Below are 15,169 nucleotides of genomic sequence, written 5' to 3'. Positions count from 1 at the left end.
GGATGTGGTCGAACGCGAACCTTGCGTGCGACACAACACCTGTAGGAGCCGGCTTGCTGGCGATCGCGGAGCAACTACCGCCGCAATATCCGAAGCCAAACGCGGTTACGCCCGCACCGGCTCCACCGCCAACTCGACGACTTCCGGCCGCTTGAGCACGGCATAAGCCAGCGCCGTCAGCAGGCTACCGGCGACAATCGCCAGCAGGTACAGCAATGTATGGTTGATCGCATTCGGGATCAGCATCACGAACAAACCGCCGTGGGGCGCCATCAGCTTGCAGCCGAAATACATCGACAAGGCACCGGTCAGCGCACCACCGGCAATGCTTGCCGGAATCACCCGCAACGGGTCCTTGGCGGCAAACGGAATCGCCCCCTCGGAGATAAAGCACAGCCCCAGCACAAACGCCGCCTTGCCCGCCTCGCGCTCGCTCTGGGCAAACTTGTGCCGCGCAATCAGCGTGGCAATCCCCAGGCCGATCGGCGGCACCATGCCCGCCGCCATGGTCGCCGCCATCGGTGCATAACTCTGCGACGCCAGCAGCCCGACCGAGAATGCATAGGCCGCCTTGTTGATCGGTCCACCCAAGTCGACGCACATCATCCCGCCCAGCAACACCCCGAGCAGAATCGCGTTGGTGGTGCCCATGCTGTCGAGGAAATGGGTCAGCCCTTCGAGCATCCCCGCCACTGGTTTGCCCACCACGTAGATCATCACCAGACCGGTGAACAGGCTCGCCAGCAACGGAATGATCAGGATCGGTTTCAACGCCTCAAGACTGCTGGGCAGCCGCGCATAACGATTGATCGCCTTGGCGCTGTAGCCGGCAAGAAAACCGGCAACGATGCCGCCGATAAAACCCGCGCCCAGGGTGCTCGCCAACAGGCCGCCGATCATCCCCGGGGCCAAGCCCGGACGGTCGGCAATCGAATAGGCGATATAGCCGGCCAGCAACGGCACCATCAACTTGAACGCGCTCTCACCGCCGATCTGCATCAAGGCCGCCGCCAGCGTGCCGGGCTCCTTGAAGGCGGTGATGCCGAAGACGAACGACAAGGCGATCATCAGACCGCCCGCCACCACCATCGGCAACATGAACGAAACACCCGTCAGCAGGTGTTTGTAGACACCGGTCTTTTCCTGCTTGACCGGAGCACCTCCGCTACCCGTCGCGACCTGTTCCGGCTGACCTTCGGACAGAGCCTTGTCGAGGGTCGCGTCCGGCTGCTTCAAGGCGATGCCGGTACCGCAACGGTAGATTTTCTTGCCGGCGAAACGCTCGGTGGCGACTTCGATATCCGCCGCCAGCAGCACCACATCGGCCTCGGCAATCGCCGCCGCGCTCAGCGGGTTGCGGGCGCCGACGGAACCCTGGGTCTCCACCTGCAGCTCATAGCCCAGGCGCTTGGCCGACTGCTGCAAGGCTTCGGCGGCCATAAAGGTGTGGGCCACGCCGGTCGGGCAGGCGGTTACCGCCACCAGGCGCGGGGCGCGCTTGGGCGCCGCAACCGGTTCGGCCGCGACCGCAGGGGCGACCTTGGGCGCGACAAACACCTGGGCCTCTTCGGCACCGCGACGCAACACCGCCTCGACATCCTGCAACGCCTGGGCCGGAGTGCTTTGAAACACCCGCTTGCCGACAAACCGCGACATCTCCACCGGCACGCTGCTGACCAGCAGGACCCATTCGGCGGCATCGACCGTGGCCGCCGACAATTGGCGCTCCGGGTGCTGGCTGTCGTGGACTTCGACGCTGGTGCTCCAACCCTGGCGCTGGGCCGCCGCATCGAGCAGGCGGGCGCAGAGCACACTGGTGACCATGCCGTTCGGGCAGGCGGTAACAATGGCTAATTTCATCACTATCCCTCTTATTGTTCTGTCAGGGCGTGCACGCGGACGCCGCTTTCAAGCTGCGCCAACTGCGCCCGGTCGCTAATGCCGAAACCGATCTGGGTCACCGCCTGGGCGGCAATCGCGGTGGCGATGCGCAGGGTCTGTTCGGCGGAGTGACCGCTGAGCAGCCCGTGCAGCATGCCGGCCAGCAACGAGTCGCCGGCGCCCACCGTGCTGGCGACTTTTACCTTCGGCGGCAGGGCCTGCAAAGCCGGCGCGCCGGAAAACCAGTTCACCCCTTCGGCACCGTGGGAAATCACCACGTGCTCGATGCCCTGGGCTTGCAGTCGCGCGGCGGTTTCGGCCTGGCTTTGCAACGAGTTCACGGGAATCTGCAAGGCCTCGGCCAGTTCCTCGCCATTGGGCTTGATCAACCAGGGCGTCGCCGCGAGACCGGCGCGCAACGCCGCGCCGCTGGTGTCCAGGGCGACCTTCAGGCCGAGACCTTTCAAGCGCAACAGCAGCGCCTGCAACCACTCGGGGCTCACCCCTTGCGGCAGGCTGCCGGCGACCACCACGGCGTCGTGCCCCGGGGCGATCAGGTCGAGTTTATCCAGCAAGGCTTGCCGCGCCTGTTCGTTGACCAAAGGACCGGGACCATTGAGATCGGTGATCCGTCCGTCATGCTCGGCCAGCTTGATATTGCTACGGGTTTCCCCCGGTACCCGGACAAAGGCGTCGACAAAACCGCGACGCGCCATCAGGGCCTCGAACGCTTGCGGATTGCTATCGCCGAGAAAGCCGCCCACGGTCAGTTGATGGCCCAGGTCCGCCAGCACCTGGGCGACATTCACCCCTTTGCCGGCGGCATGGGTCTGCATCGCTTCGCTGCGGTTGACCTGGCCGGGCTCCAGCCGTGCCAACTGCACGGTCAGGTCCAGCGCCGGGTTCAGGGTCAGGGTCAGAATCCGCGCCATTACAAAGCCTCCACCAGGGCACGGACTTCATCGCCGCTACCAACCGCCAGGGCGGCCTGGGCCAGCGCTTGGGCCTGGGGCAGGCTCAGCTCGCGGACCCGCGCCTTGACCTCGGGAATGCTCCGCGCCGAAACGCTCAGCTCATCCACGCCCAGCCCTACCAGCACCGGCACCGCCAAAGGATCAGCCGCCAGCTCGCCGCACACGCCGACCCATTTGCCATGGGCATGGGCCGCGCGCACGGTGATATCGATCAGTTGCAGTACCGCCGGGTGCAGGCCGTCGGCCTGGGCCGAGAGCGTCGGGTGGCCACGGTCGATGGCCAGGGTGTACTGGGTCAGGTCGTTGGTGCCGACACTGAAGAAGTCCACTTCCTTGGCCAGCACCGGCGCCAGCAACGCCGCCGATGGCACCTCGATCATGATCCCCAGTTGCAGATCTGCAACCGGGATTTCCAGTCGCAGACGTTCGGTCATCTCCCGCGCCTGGCGCCACTCGGAGACGCTGCCGACCATCGGGAACATGATCCGCAACGGACGGTTGTCGGCGGCCCGCAGCAAGGCACGCAACTGCCCTTCCATGATCTGCGGGCGTTGCAGGGTCAGGCGAATACCGCGCACACCGAGGAAGGGGTTTTCCTCCTTGGCGATCGGCCAGTACGGCAGCGGTTTGTCGCCGCCCACATCGAGGGTCCGCACCACCAGCGGGCGACCCGCCAGGCCATCGAGCACGCGGCGGTATTCGGCTTCCTGGGTCGCCTCGTCCGGCGCCTGCTGATGGGCCATGAAAATCAGTTCGGTGCGCAGCAGGCCGATGCCTTCAGCTCCCTGCTCCACTGCGCTGGCAACGCCGGCGCTTTCACCGATATTGGCAAACACTTCGACCGGGTGGCCATCGCGGGTCAGCGCCAGTTCGTGGCGTTGCTCCGAGGCCAGGCGCAGGCGTTGCTCGCGGGTGTCACGTTCCTGCAAGGCACGCTGCAGGGTCGCCTCATCCGGCGAGACATGCAGGCGACCGCGCTGCCCGTCGATCAGCAACGGCGTACCGGGCGCCAGCAGCAGCACCGCCGCGCCGGCACCAACCAGGGCGGGGATGCCCAGGGCCCGGGCCACGATCGCGCTGTGGGCCGTGGCCCCGCCGCGGGCCGTGAGAATCCCGGCAACCCGTGCCGGGTCCAATCGCGCCACATCCGAAGGACCGACCTCATCCATCACCAGCACATAAGGCTGGTCGGGCTCGGCCAGGGTCTCGACGCCACAGAGTTGCGCCAGCACACGCCGGCCGACATCCCGCAGATCCGCCGCGCGTTCGGCCAGCAAGGCATCCTGCAACGTCTCCTGCTGACGGGCCGCCGCCTCGATCACGGCCATCCAGCCGGCCTCGGCGCTTTCGCCCTGCTTGAGACGGGCTTCGACGTCGTCACTGAGTTCCGGGTCGTCGAGCATTTCCTGATGGGTAATGAAGATTTCCCGGATGGCCTTGGCCTTGCTGCGCTGGATCAGCCCTTCAATGTCCGCGCGCACCAGGTCCATGGCCTGTTGCAGGCGCTGACGCTCAACCAGCGCGGACTCGCCACGCAACGGGTAATCGAACTGCGCCAGCACCTGGACATGGGCCGGGCCGATGGCGATGCCCGGTGCGGCGGCGATGGCCTGGAGTTGGCTGCCGGCGCTCGGCGCCACCAGGGGCACGAGTACTTCTTCCGGCACCGGGCTCGCGGCACTGATCGCCGGCAATGGCTCGACTTCCTCGCCGAGACCTTCTTCCACCGCCGCCAGAAGCGCCGGCAAGGCATCGGCGGCAATGCTCGGCTCAGCGATAAATTCCAGCACCTGGGCACGCCGTGCGCCGAGGCTGAGCAACTTGCTCAGGCTTTTCACCGACACGGCACTGCCCGTGCCGTCGACAATGCGCACCCGGATATCACCTTCGAAATGCTTCGCCAGTTGCGCCAGGACTTTCGCCGGCCGGGCGTGCAAACCATGGGCATTGGCCAGGGCAATCCGCGCGCTCGGCCAATCGGCCGGCAGCTCACCACCGAGGACTTCGAGCACCGCACGGCTGCTGGTGGCGCGCCCCAGTTCCTGGCCACGGCCTTCGATCAACAGCGCACACAGGCGCTCGAGCAGAGCCTGGTGCGCTTCGCCGAGACTGGCCAGGCAGAACAGGCCGCTCAGGGGCTGACCGAGGTAGCGGATCGGTTTGTTCGGGGTCACGAAAGCCAGGCCCGGACGCTTGACCGTCTGCTCGCTGTGCAGCCACCAGAGGCCATCGCCCAGGGGCAGGGCTTCGACCTGCTGCAACACGGCGGCAAAACCATTGCTGACGCAATCGGCCTGGCGCAAGAGACGGGCTCCGCGCCAGACCAGCTCTTCGAAATCGTCCGCGGCCACGCCCAGGCCGATCATCTGTGCATCCAGCGCCAGCTCTTGGGGGGCGCCCTGCAGCAATTTCAGCAACGCTTCGGCGGAACTGGCACGACGCAGGGCCTGGCCCAGATCGGTTTCGCCGAGGGCCCGGGTCAGCAGTTGCAACAGGCGCAAGTGCTCGTCGGAGCGCGCCGCGATGCCGATGGCCAGGTAGACGATCTGGCCGTCGCCCCAGTCCACACCGTCGGGAAATTGCAGCAGGCGCACACCGGTGGCGAACACCTGGTCGCGGGTTTCCGGCGTGCCGTGGGGAATCGCAATACCTTGACCGAGAAAGGTCGAGCCCTGGGCTTCACGCGCCTGCAAACCCGCCAGGTAACCCTCGGCCACCAGGCCGTCGGCCACCAGTCTGTTCGCGAGCAGTTGCAGGGCCGCAGACTTGTCCACGGCCGACTGGCCCATGGAAATCTGCTCTACGGTGAGCTCGAGCATGCCTTTCTCCTATTCAGCGTCATAGGGACGCTAGGTATTGTTTTGAATGAATCAGCTTAGGCGGGTGGCCCGAACAATGTGCAACGGTCTTCTGGCAGGACCATGACACGGGCCGAATGCCGCAAAAATACGCTTGCTGAAACGTTTAATCTAGAGTGTTGGTCACGTTACTCGATTATTGTTCGGTGTTGAAGCCCCAGGGCGTCTTGAAAATCCGGGGACAAACCGCTGAACCATGGCGGGCCGTCGAAGCGTTTGACGGTCCCAAGGCTGCGACATGTGGGTTGTATACAGCCCGATATCTGAAGCTCCGTCGTCTTTTGACAACTGGACGACGAAGGTCGGCTGCCGGAATAGGATACGATCAGCGAAAATGCAGACCTGAACGCTGCAGCAAAATAAGGAACTCCCCGCTTGAAACTCAGTGATATCGCCCAACTGGCCGGTGTGTCCGTCACCACCGCCAGCTACGTGATCAACGGCAAGGCCGCGCAGCAGCGTATCAGCATCAGCACCGTGGAACGGGTGCGGGCGGTGGTCGAGCAACATGGCTTCACGCCCAACCCCCAGGCTGCCGGGCTGCGCAGTCGCAAGACGCGGACCCTGGGTTTCATTCTGCCGGACCTGGAAAACCCCAGTTACGCACGCATCGCCAAGCTGCTGGAGCAAGGCGCCCGCGCCCATGGCTATCAATTGCTGATCGCCAGTTCCGACGACGCCCCCGACAGCGAGCGGCAACTGCTGCAACTGTTCCGCGCGCGGCGCTGCGATGCCCTGTTCGTCGCCAGTTGCCTGCCCGCCGCCGACGACAGCTATCGCGAGTTGCAGGCCCTGGGGACACCGGTGATTGCCATCGACCGGGAAATGGAACCGGCACACTTCTGCTCGGTGGTCAGCGACGACCGTCGGGCCAGCCTGCAACTGACCCGCAGCCTGCTGCAGCCGTTGCCACGGCATATCGCCCTGATCGGCGCCCGTGCCGAGTTGAGCATCAGCCGCCAGCGCGCCGCCGGATTCGAGGAAGCCTTGAAGGGCTTCAAGGGCGAGGTGCTGATCGAGCATGGCGAGGCCTTCAGCCGCGAGTGCGGGCGCCAGTTGATGGAAGGCCTGATCAAACGCCTGGGCCATCTGCCGGATGCCCTGATCACCACCTCCTATGTCCTGCTGCAAGGCGTGTTCGATGCCCTGCATGATCAGCCGCTCCAGGCACAGCCGCTGCGCCTGGGCACCTTCGGTGACACCCAGTTGCTGGACTTCCTGCCGTTGCCGGTCAACGCCATGGCCCAACAACATCAGCTGATCGCCGAAAAAGCCCTGGAACTGGCCCTGGCCGCCATCGAGGACAAGAACTACCAGCCGGGCGTCCAGGCCATCGCCCGGACCTTCAAGCAGCGAATCCACGGGGCCTGAAAGTGGAGCTGATCGACACCCATACCCATCTCGACTTTGCCGATTTCGATAACGATCGCGACGAGGTCCTTGAGCGCAGCCGCGCCCTGGGTGTGGGGCGGATGGTGGTGTTGGGGGTTTATCAGAAAAACTGGCAGCGGGTCTGGGACCTGGTGCAAAGCGACTCGCGGTTGCACGCGGCGTTCGGCTTGCACCCGGTGTACCTGGATGAGCACCGCCCGGCCGATCTCAACGAACTGGGCGACTGGTTGACGCGTTGTGCCGGTCATCCGCAGTTGTGCGCGGTGGGCGAGTTCGGCCTGGATTATTTTTTGCCGCAGTTGGATCGTGAACGCCAACAAACGCTGTTCGAAGCCCAACTGAAACTGGCGGTGGACTTCGCCCTGCCCGTGCTGCTGCATGTGCGCAGAAGCCACGCGGCGACCATTGCCACTCTCAAGCGTTTTCGCCCGGCGCGCGGCGGCATCATCCATGCCTTTGCCGGCAGTCGCGAGGAAGCCCGGGAATACCTCAAGCTGGGATTCAAGTTGGGGCTGGGCGGTGCCGGCACCTGGCCGCAGGCCTTGCGCTTGAGCAAGGTCATCGCCGATCTGCCGCTGGACAGCGTGGTGCTGGAGACCGATTCACCGGACATGGCGCCGGTGATGTTCGCCGGCCAGCGCAACAGCCCCGAGCACTTGCCGGCGATTTGTGCCGCGCTGGCCGGGCTGATGAGTGTGAACCCGGAGACGCTGGCGAGCGCCAGCACGGCCAATGCCTGTGCGCTGTTCAATTGGCCTGCAGCAACAGCGTGAGCGCCGGCAAGCCTCGTCTCAGACCCTGAACGCGCCGATCAATTGCTTGAGTTCCACCACCTGTACCGAGAGCAGGCGGCTGGCACTTTCGGTCTGATGCGCGCCCTCCGCCGTACGCTCACCCGCGCGGTTGATCTCGACGATGTTCTGGTCGATATCGTGGGCCACGGCGGTTTGCTGTTCCACGGCGGCCGCGATCTGCTGGTTCTGGTCGACGATCATGCCCACCGCGCCAAGGATATTTTCCAGCGCCTGCTGGACCTTTTCCGACTGGCTGACCGTACTGTTCGCCATCCCATGGCTGATGCCCATGGCCTTCACCGCCGCCCCCACGCCGCCATGGAGCCGGCTGATCATCTGCTCGATTTCCCCCGTCGACTGCTGGGTGCGCTTGGCCAGGGTCCGGACTTCGTCGGCCACCACCGCAAAGCCCCGCCCCTGCTCACCGGCCCGGGCCGCCTCGATGGCCGCGTTGAGGGCCAACAGGTTGGTCTGCTCGGCGATGCTCTTGATCACTTCCAGCACCCGGCTGATGGACTGGCTATCGGTGGCCAGTTGATTGATCACCTGCACCGACTGATCGATCTCGCCGGCCAACTGCACGATGCTGTTCTGTTGCGACTCGACCAGACCGCGGCCGCTGAGGGTTTCGCCATTCACGCTGTGGGCGCTGCTCACCGCCGCCGCCGCGCTGCGGGCCACCTCCTGGGCGGTGGCCGACATCTGATTCATGGCCGTCGCCACCTGCTCGATCTGGCTGCGCTGACCGGCCACCGCCAGGTTACTGCGAGCCGATACCGACTCGACCTGTCCGGCCTGGCGCTCGACCTCACTGACGGTCTGCCCGACCCGCTCGATCAGGTCATGGATCTTCGCCACGGTGCCATTGAACACGCCGCCCAGTTCACCCAGTTCATCGCGGCTATGGGCGACGAAATTGACCGTCATGTCCCCGGCCGCGACCTTGTTCATCATTTCCCCCAGACGCCGCAAGGTGGTCCGGGTCGAAGCGTAGAAACCGCCATACAGATAGACAATGGAGAAAAACACCGCCGCCAGCGCGACCACCAGTGACAGCATATGCAGGCGATTTTGCCCCAGGCGCTGTTCAAGCTCCTGGCCGAGATAGGCCAGGGTCGCGTCATTGAGCTGGTAGGTTTGCGCCATCAGGGCGCTGACCTGATCGTAGAAAGCCGGCCAGGGCGCATCGAGGGTTTCGGCCATGACCACCTGCTCTTCGAACAGCTCACTGCCTTTTTTCAACGACGCCTTGCTGGCGGCGGCCTGAGAATCCAGGGCGGCATGGGCATTTTTACTGCCGCCCAGGGCATCCTGGAGTTTCAGGGCGTATTCGGCCTGCAACTTCTCGATCTGCTGCAACAGCTCGTCGAAGCGCGTGCTCGACGCCGAATTGAGAAAGCCCTGGCCCAGGGAATAAGCGCCCATGGAGCGGCCTTCGCCCAAGGTCTGGGTCACTTGCGGCGTGACACTGGTCACCAGTTCGCTCAACTGTCGCAGATCACTCTGGTTATCCCGGCTGAGCCCCGATTGACTGGCAATGATCTGGCTGAAAATCTGCGCCTTGGCCAACAGTTTGGCGATCAGTGCGCTTTTGCTTTGCAGGGAGGTTTCGGCCTGCTGGGCCTTGAAGGCGCTGATCATTTCATCTCGCTTGGCGTTGAAGGCGTCGATCTGTTCCGGGTCGATCGTCACCGGTGCCAGGCCTTGCAGGCGGGCGAGCACGTTTTGTTCAAGGGCGTGGATCTTGCCTTCCAGATCCCCCGCCTTGCCGGACTGACCGAGGACCGCGTCGATCTGCACCTGGTTGTTCAGGGTTTCCAGGTCGCGCCGCAGGCTGAGGCTGCTGCCCAGCAGGGCGAGGCTTTGCAGCTCGATCTGGGTGCCGGAGAATTCGCGGTAGGAATCGTGCACCAGGTAGAAGTTGGTCACCAGCATCGGCACGAAGAACAGCACACTGATCAAACTGAACTTCATTCCGAAGCTCAAGCGGTTCATCAGGGCGACGGCGGGATATAGCAAGCGCTTCACTGGAATGCTCCCTTTCGTATTATTTTTATAGAGGCAGGCACGGCAAGGCATAAAGCCAGTATCCGCAGCTACTGCCTGTATAACTTAATTTGAAAGGGTGTTTTGTAACTTAAGGTTAATGGCCATTGCCTGACGGTCTGACGACTGCATTGCTTTTGAAAACACCACAGACCTGTAAGAGCAGGGCTTGCCCGCGAAGGGGCCCTTGAGACCGCCAAAAGCTTCGCTGGCAAGCCAGGCTCCTACGGGTCCGCTGAGTTTGTGAGGGCCGTCTCCCCTCGAATCAGATCAGTACGGTCCACAGGGCAAACCCGGCATACCAGAGCACCGCCGCCCGTAGCAGCAGCTCCCACAGGCTGTCCAGGCTGGTGACGCCATCGGCGCCAACCACCGGCGCAGGGATTTCCCCGGCGACACGACCCACCTTTTCCACCAGTTGCCGCGCCGTGATGTCCCAGTTGAGCAACTCATGCAGCATCACCCGGCTGACCCCGACGAAGTTGCCCACCAGCGCCAGGCTGGCCGCCAGCAAGCGCACCGGCAACCAGTCGAAGGCGTGCCGCAGCAAGGTCGCACGTTCCACCAGCGCCGGGTTCTGGCCACGTTCCGCCGCCAGCGCCAGCAGCCGATAACTCAGCGCCGCCACCGGCCCCAGGAGGAAATACCAGAAAATCACCACAAAGAAACTCTGGTAGGCCTGCCACAACAGGTAGCCCTGGACCTGCTCCAGCAACTGCTCATCGCTGTCGGCGCACACATCCAGGTCACGCTTGGCCACATGCACCGCCGCCTGCACATCACCGCGCCGCCAGGTATCGCGAAACGGCCCGAGGGCCGCCAGCAGATCCCCACGGCCGAGGCTGTAAATCACCACCAGCAAATGCACCGGCAAGGCCAGCAAACCATAGGCCAGCGGTTGCAGCGCCATCAACAGCAGACCGAGCACGACCACCGGCAACAGCACCAGCAGGATCAGCACCAGCCAGGGGTGCCCGGCGGTTCGCGGAGCGGCTTCCAGCCGGGCCAGCTCCCGCAGCCAGGCGCCGTCACGTTGGACCCGTTGGCGCAAGGCCGAGAACTTTTCGATCCAGACCGCCAGCAGCAACACCAGAAAACTCATTGTGACTCTCCTTTTTCCAGCACGGCGGCACGAAAGCGCGCCCAGTCAAACGCTGGTCCCGGATCGGTCTTGCGGCCCGGGGCGATATCGCTATGGCCGCAAATCCGTTGCGGGGTAATGGCCGGGTAAACGGCCCGTAGCTGACGGGTCAAAGCAATCAACGCAGCGTACTGCGCCTCGGTGAAAGGCAGCTCATCGGTGCCCTCCAGTTCGATACCCAGGGAAAAATCGTTACAGGTTTCCCGCCCCTCGAAAGACGAGACGCCGGCATGCCAGGCGCGCTCCAGACAAGAGACAAACTGAGTGACTATACCGTCACGCTCAATCAGAAAATGCGCAGACACGCGCAGGTCGGCGATGCCTTCAAAGTAGGCGTGTTCCGTGACATCCAGGCGATTCTGGAAGAACTCCTGCACCTTGCCCGTGGCGAACTGCCCCGGTGGCAGGCTGATGTTGTGGATCACCAGCAGGGAGATTTCTTCGGCTGGACGCTGGTTGAAGTTGGGCGAAGGACAGTGACGCACGTCCTGGCACCAACCGCTGGCGGGATCCAACTGCATACCGATTCCTTCGAAGACAAACACGACAGGCTCAGTATGCCGCGATAGGCACGTGGATGGGTCAGCAATCCGCGCTTATCGAAGAAATTTTCTTGACCAATGCCCGACGCCAGGACAAGCGAGGCGCACTCAGCGCTTCTTCATCCGCCGCAGATTGCCGATGACCGAGGCCAGCGCCCGGTCGAACAACAAGGCGTCGTCGAGCAGGCGGACCGCGCCACGGCGGAACTCCACGGCCAGGGCCTGGGCCGTTCGCTCCAGTACTTTCATGCCGGTACGATTGACGAAGATGTACTTGCCGCCCGGCTCGATAATCGCCGTCAGCTTGCAGCGCAGGCTGTTCTCCTCGTCCTCGCGGATTTCCACCCACTGGCCGATGCGCAATTGCCGGATCCAGAGCAGCGCGGCGTCATCGGCCGGCAACTCGAAGGCCACGTCTTCGACCAGGGGCTCGTGGGGGGCACTGAGGACAATCTCCTCCACCACCTCGACCATCGCCGGGGCCTGGGCGCTCGCCACGGGTTCGGCATTCTTCCTGGCAAGCTGCTGGAGTACCTGCACATGCAGGCCTTCCAGCTGGCTGAAAAACTCACTGGTGGCGAAGGGATCGAACGCGGCGCTGGTCAAGCCGTCGCGCAGGGACTTGAGCAACCCAGGGACCAGCTCCAGCAGCTTGAGCCGAGCATCCACCGGGTCCTGGGGTTCGACACTCCAGATCAAATCGTCCAGGGTCTGCAAGCCGGCCTGCCATTCGGCGGACGCTTCGCCCTGCTTGAGCCAGGTCAGCAACAACACCTTGCTCCAGGCCTCCTGGAGCAAACGCACCACCACTTCGGGCAAGGTCCGCCCCAATAACCGCTCGTTCAAGACTTCCTGAACCCGCTGGCGCGCCTGCTCGGCTTTAGCACGGCCTTCTTCGGCATCCCGGGTACGCTGTTCGAGCAATTCGCTACGGCGGCGTTCGTCGCTCGTAAAGGCGAGGAACTCCACCAGCAACTCGGTAAAGATCGCCGGATCGTCGACGAAATCATTCAACAGCCGCTGCACGATCTGCTCGATACGCACATACAGGGCATCACGGTGATAGTCGTCACGGGAACCCCAGCCCAGGGCGGCGGAGGCGATTTCATTCAACAGGCGGCGGGCCGGATGACTGCCGCGACTGAAGAAGCTCTTGTCCAGCACCGCCACTTTCAACATCGGGATCTGCAAGCGGCCGATCAACGCCTTCAGCGAGTCCGGCAGGACCCGGTCATCGAGGATAAATTCGAAGAGCATGGCGATCAGGTTGATCACGTCTTCGTCCATGCCCCCGACCACCCGGGACTTGCCGCTTTTCACGCTGACCCGGGTCAACAGCTGTTCCAGCTGATTGCGCAGGTCGAAGTCTTCCGCCGAGCTGGGCTCCGGCACATATTGCTGCAGATGCGAGAGCAGGCGCAGCAGATCGTTGGTGGAAATCGGCTGGACCTCGGAGCCGGCCTCAAGCTTGGGCGCCACGCTGCCACGCACATGCAGCAGGAGTTCCTGCAGGGCGGCGAACACCTCCTGCACGCTTTCATCCAGGGGCTTGGCGCTGGCGGTCGGCGCCTGATGGCCGCGGGTGCTGGCCGCCGCACGATCGCTGGCGCGTCGTGCCGGGGCGGCCTTGAGCTCCGGCAACACACCGGTGGCGATCAGCAACTGATTGGCTTCGGCATACAACTGGTCGGCGTCGCTGAGAACATACTTTTCAAACAGCTTGAGAATGATCAGCTTGACCTTGATCTCCACCCCGAGGTTGCGCCCGGCCTCGAGGAAATACTCACAGAGCATCGCCGGGCCCATGGGGTTGCTCGCGTCATCGACACGTCGGGTAATCAAGGCATTGAAGCGGGTGCTGAGTTGCCCCAGGGCAAAACTGTCGCGGCTGAGGACCTTGGCGACCATGGCATCGAGGGCCACGGTGCGTTCGAGCTCATCGTTGGGCACGAGCGCCAGGGCTTCGTAGGACACCACCGAAGACAGTGTCGGCTCACTGATATCGTACTGGCCAAGGCGGTCAAAGGCTTCGAAAAAGCGCTCGAGAAAACCACGCTCGATACTCTTGCGCTTGAGGCGCAGGTCGCGCATGGCTTCGAAAAAAGTGTTCTGGTCGACGTTGTTCTGGGCCTTGTCGGCCATTTCGAACAGGGTGTCGTCGGCATTATCGAACAGCACCTGCAAGCCTTGCTTGAGCTGCAAGGCCGCCTTGTCACGGACCTGGACCAGAACCACGGGCAAACGGGCAAGCGGCGACGGCGTCGCTTGATCGTCGGCGGCCTTGTGCAAAGGCACGACCTTCCCGTCATTGTGCATCAAAGCCTCCTGCCGCAGCGGTTCTGTCAGTTCGGGTGAAAGATCGGTGTCTGCGGGGAGTGGGCATCATGCCTCACGACCGCTTCTCGGCGAACACCTCAGGCGCTCACCGGCTATCGATAATCGGGGAATCACAGGGACGTCAAAGCTATGACGTCAATTACAAGGCAGATTATCTTGTAAAAGATGTCACTTTTACTAGTTCTCGGCAATTCCTTTTCAGATCGATATGAAAATAGACCGCCGATCGGGCAAAACGCTCACGGCAAGCGACCAAAGGCAAGGTCCGGGCGGCCAGTCTCGGCCACGCGCCTTGGGTTGGGCGGCGCCCTGCCCCTATAATCAAGATACTTTGTTTGTGGAGTCCGTTATGCCGAATCTACGCCTCGCCGACCTGACCGCCGAAATCGAAGCCAACGTGCGCCGTGCGTTGCTCGAAGACATCGGCAGTGGCGACATCACCGCCCAGCTGATCCCCGCCGAGCGCCTGGCCAAGGCCACCATCATTACCCGCGACGCGGCGACCATCGCCGGTACGGCCTGGGTCGATGCGGTGTTTCGCCAGCTCGACCCAAGGGTGGCCGTGCATTGGCAGGTACGCGACGGCGAACGGGTACAGCCGAACCAGCCGCTGTTCCATCTGGAAGGCCCGGCGCGTTCGTTGCTCAGCGGCGAACGTTGCGCCCTGAATTTCCTCCAGCTGCTGTCCGGGGTCGCGACCCATGCGCGTTATTACGCCGACCAGGTCGCCGATACCGCAGTCAAGCTGCTGGATACCCGCAAGACCTTGCCGGGTTTGCGCCTGGCGCAGAAGTACGCGGTGACCTGCGGCGGCTGTCATAACCATCGGATTGGCTTGTACGACGCGTTCCTGATCAAGGAAAACCATATCGCCGCGTGCGGCGGGATCGCCCAGGCGATCAGCGCCGCGCACAAGATCGCCCCGGGCAAGCCGGTGGAGATCGAGGTGGAAAGTCTTTCCGAGCTCAAGGAAGCGCTGGCAGCGGGGGCGGATATCATCATGCTCGATGAGTTGAGCCTGGACGATATGCGCGAAGCGGTGCGCCTGAATGCCGGCAAGGCGAAGCTGGAAGCCAGCGGCGGGATCAATGAAAGCACCCTGCGGCCGATTGCCGAGACCGGCGTGGACTATATCTCCATTGGTGCGATGACCAAGAATGTGAAGGCGGTGGATCTGTCGATGCGTTTGAGTCTCTGAGAAGAG

10 protein-coding genes are annotated in these 15,169 nt (G+C 63.5%); 3 read left to right on the top strand and 7 right to left on the bottom strand.

Annotation, left to right across the window (positions count from 1 at the left end; all coding sequences use genetic code 11):
- Nucleotides 1–105: 105 nt before the first annotated feature.
- From M5B42_RS27035 to ptsP, 3 genes are read right to left on the bottom strand one after another with little or no spacing between them, the layout of a single operon-like run.
- Nucleotides 106–1,860, bottom strand: coding sequence for a PTS fructose-like transporter subunit IIB (locus tag M5B42_RS27035; RefSeq protein WP_248747532.1), 1,755 nt, complete (start codon nucleotides 1,858–1,860; stop codon nucleotides 106–108).
- Nucleotides 1,861–1,871: 11 nt separating this feature from the next.
- Nucleotides 1,872–2,813, bottom strand: coding sequence for a 1-phosphofructokinase (gene pfkB, locus M5B42_RS27030; protein ID WP_248747531.1), 942 nt, complete (start codon nucleotides 2,811–2,813; stop codon nucleotides 1,872–1,874).
- Nucleotides 2,813–5,674 (bottom strand): phosphoenolpyruvate--protein phosphotransferase, encoded by a 2,862-nt coding sequence (gene ptsP / locus M5B42_RS27025; protein WP_248747530.1) that lies wholly within the window; start codon nucleotides 5,672–5,674, stop codon nucleotides 2,813–2,815. Before ptsP ends, pfkB begins: the two co-directional genes overlap by 1 nt.
- A gap of 414 nt (nucleotides 5,675–6,088) precedes the next feature.
- Here ptsP and cra point away from each other — a divergent pair, with 414 nt between their 5' ends.
- Together cra and M5B42_RS27015 are read left to right on the top strand one after the other, a co-directional pair.
- Nucleotides 6,089–7,084, top strand: a complete 996-nt coding sequence (cra, locus tag M5B42_RS27020) for a catabolite repressor/activator (RefSeq protein ID WP_248747529.1) — start codon at nucleotides 6,089–6,091, stop codon at nucleotides 7,082–7,084.
- Between the two features lie 2 nt (nucleotides 7,085–7,086).
- Nucleotides 7,087–7,878: a TatD family hydrolase gene (locus M5B42_RS27015; protein WP_248747528.1), complete on the top strand. Its 792-nt coding sequence runs from the start codon at nucleotides 7,087–7,089 to the stop codon at nucleotides 7,876–7,878.
- A gap of 18 nt (nucleotides 7,879–7,896) precedes the next feature.
- Here M5B42_RS27015 and M5B42_RS27010 read toward each other — a convergent pair whose 3' ends face one another.
- From M5B42_RS27010 to M5B42_RS26995, 4 genes are all read right to left on the bottom strand, one after another.
- Nucleotides 7,897–9,927 (bottom strand): methyl-accepting chemotaxis protein, encoded by a 2,031-nt coding sequence (locus M5B42_RS27010; RefSeq protein WP_178129964.1) that lies wholly within the window; start codon nucleotides 9,925–9,927, stop codon nucleotides 7,897–7,899.
- 283 nt (nucleotides 9,928–10,210) lie between these two features.
- Nucleotides 10,211–11,047: a regulatory signaling modulator protein AmpE gene (gene ampE, locus M5B42_RS27005; protein WP_248747527.1), complete on the bottom strand. Its 837-nt coding sequence runs from the start codon at nucleotides 11,045–11,047 to the stop codon at nucleotides 10,211–10,213.
- Nucleotides 11,044–11,607 (bottom strand): 1,6-anhydro-N-acetylmuramyl-L-alanine amidase AmpD, encoded by a 564-nt coding sequence (ampD, locus tag M5B42_RS27000; RefSeq protein ID WP_248747526.1) that lies wholly within the window; start codon nucleotides 11,605–11,607, stop codon nucleotides 11,044–11,046. The genes ampE and ampD overlap by 4 nt, the downstream gene beginning before the upstream one ends.
- A 129-nt stretch (nucleotides 11,608–11,736) precedes the next feature.
- Nucleotides 11,737–13,944, bottom strand: a complete 2,208-nt coding sequence (locus M5B42_RS26995) for a DUF1631 domain-containing protein (RefSeq protein ID WP_248747525.1) — start codon at nucleotides 13,942–13,944, stop codon at nucleotides 11,737–11,739.
- Between the two features lie 370 nt (nucleotides 13,945–14,314).
- On the opposite strand from M5B42_RS26995, the gene nadC reads away from it, so the two are divergent.
- A complete protein-coding gene (gene nadC, locus M5B42_RS26990) occupies nucleotides 14,315–15,163 on the top strand; it encodes a carboxylating nicotinate-nucleotide diphosphorylase (RefSeq protein ID WP_248747524.1) in 849 nt (282 codons plus the stop codon).
- Nucleotides 15,164–15,169 lie beyond the last annotated feature (6 nt).

The sequence above is a fragment of the Pseudomonas sp. MWU12-2037 genome (assembly GCF_023242345.1).
Lineage (GTDB): Bacteria > Pseudomonadota > Gammaproteobacteria > Pseudomonadales > Pseudomonadaceae > Aquipseudomonas > Aquipseudomonas gingeri_D.
This window is presented reverse-complemented; position numbering and strand designations above follow the sequence as displayed.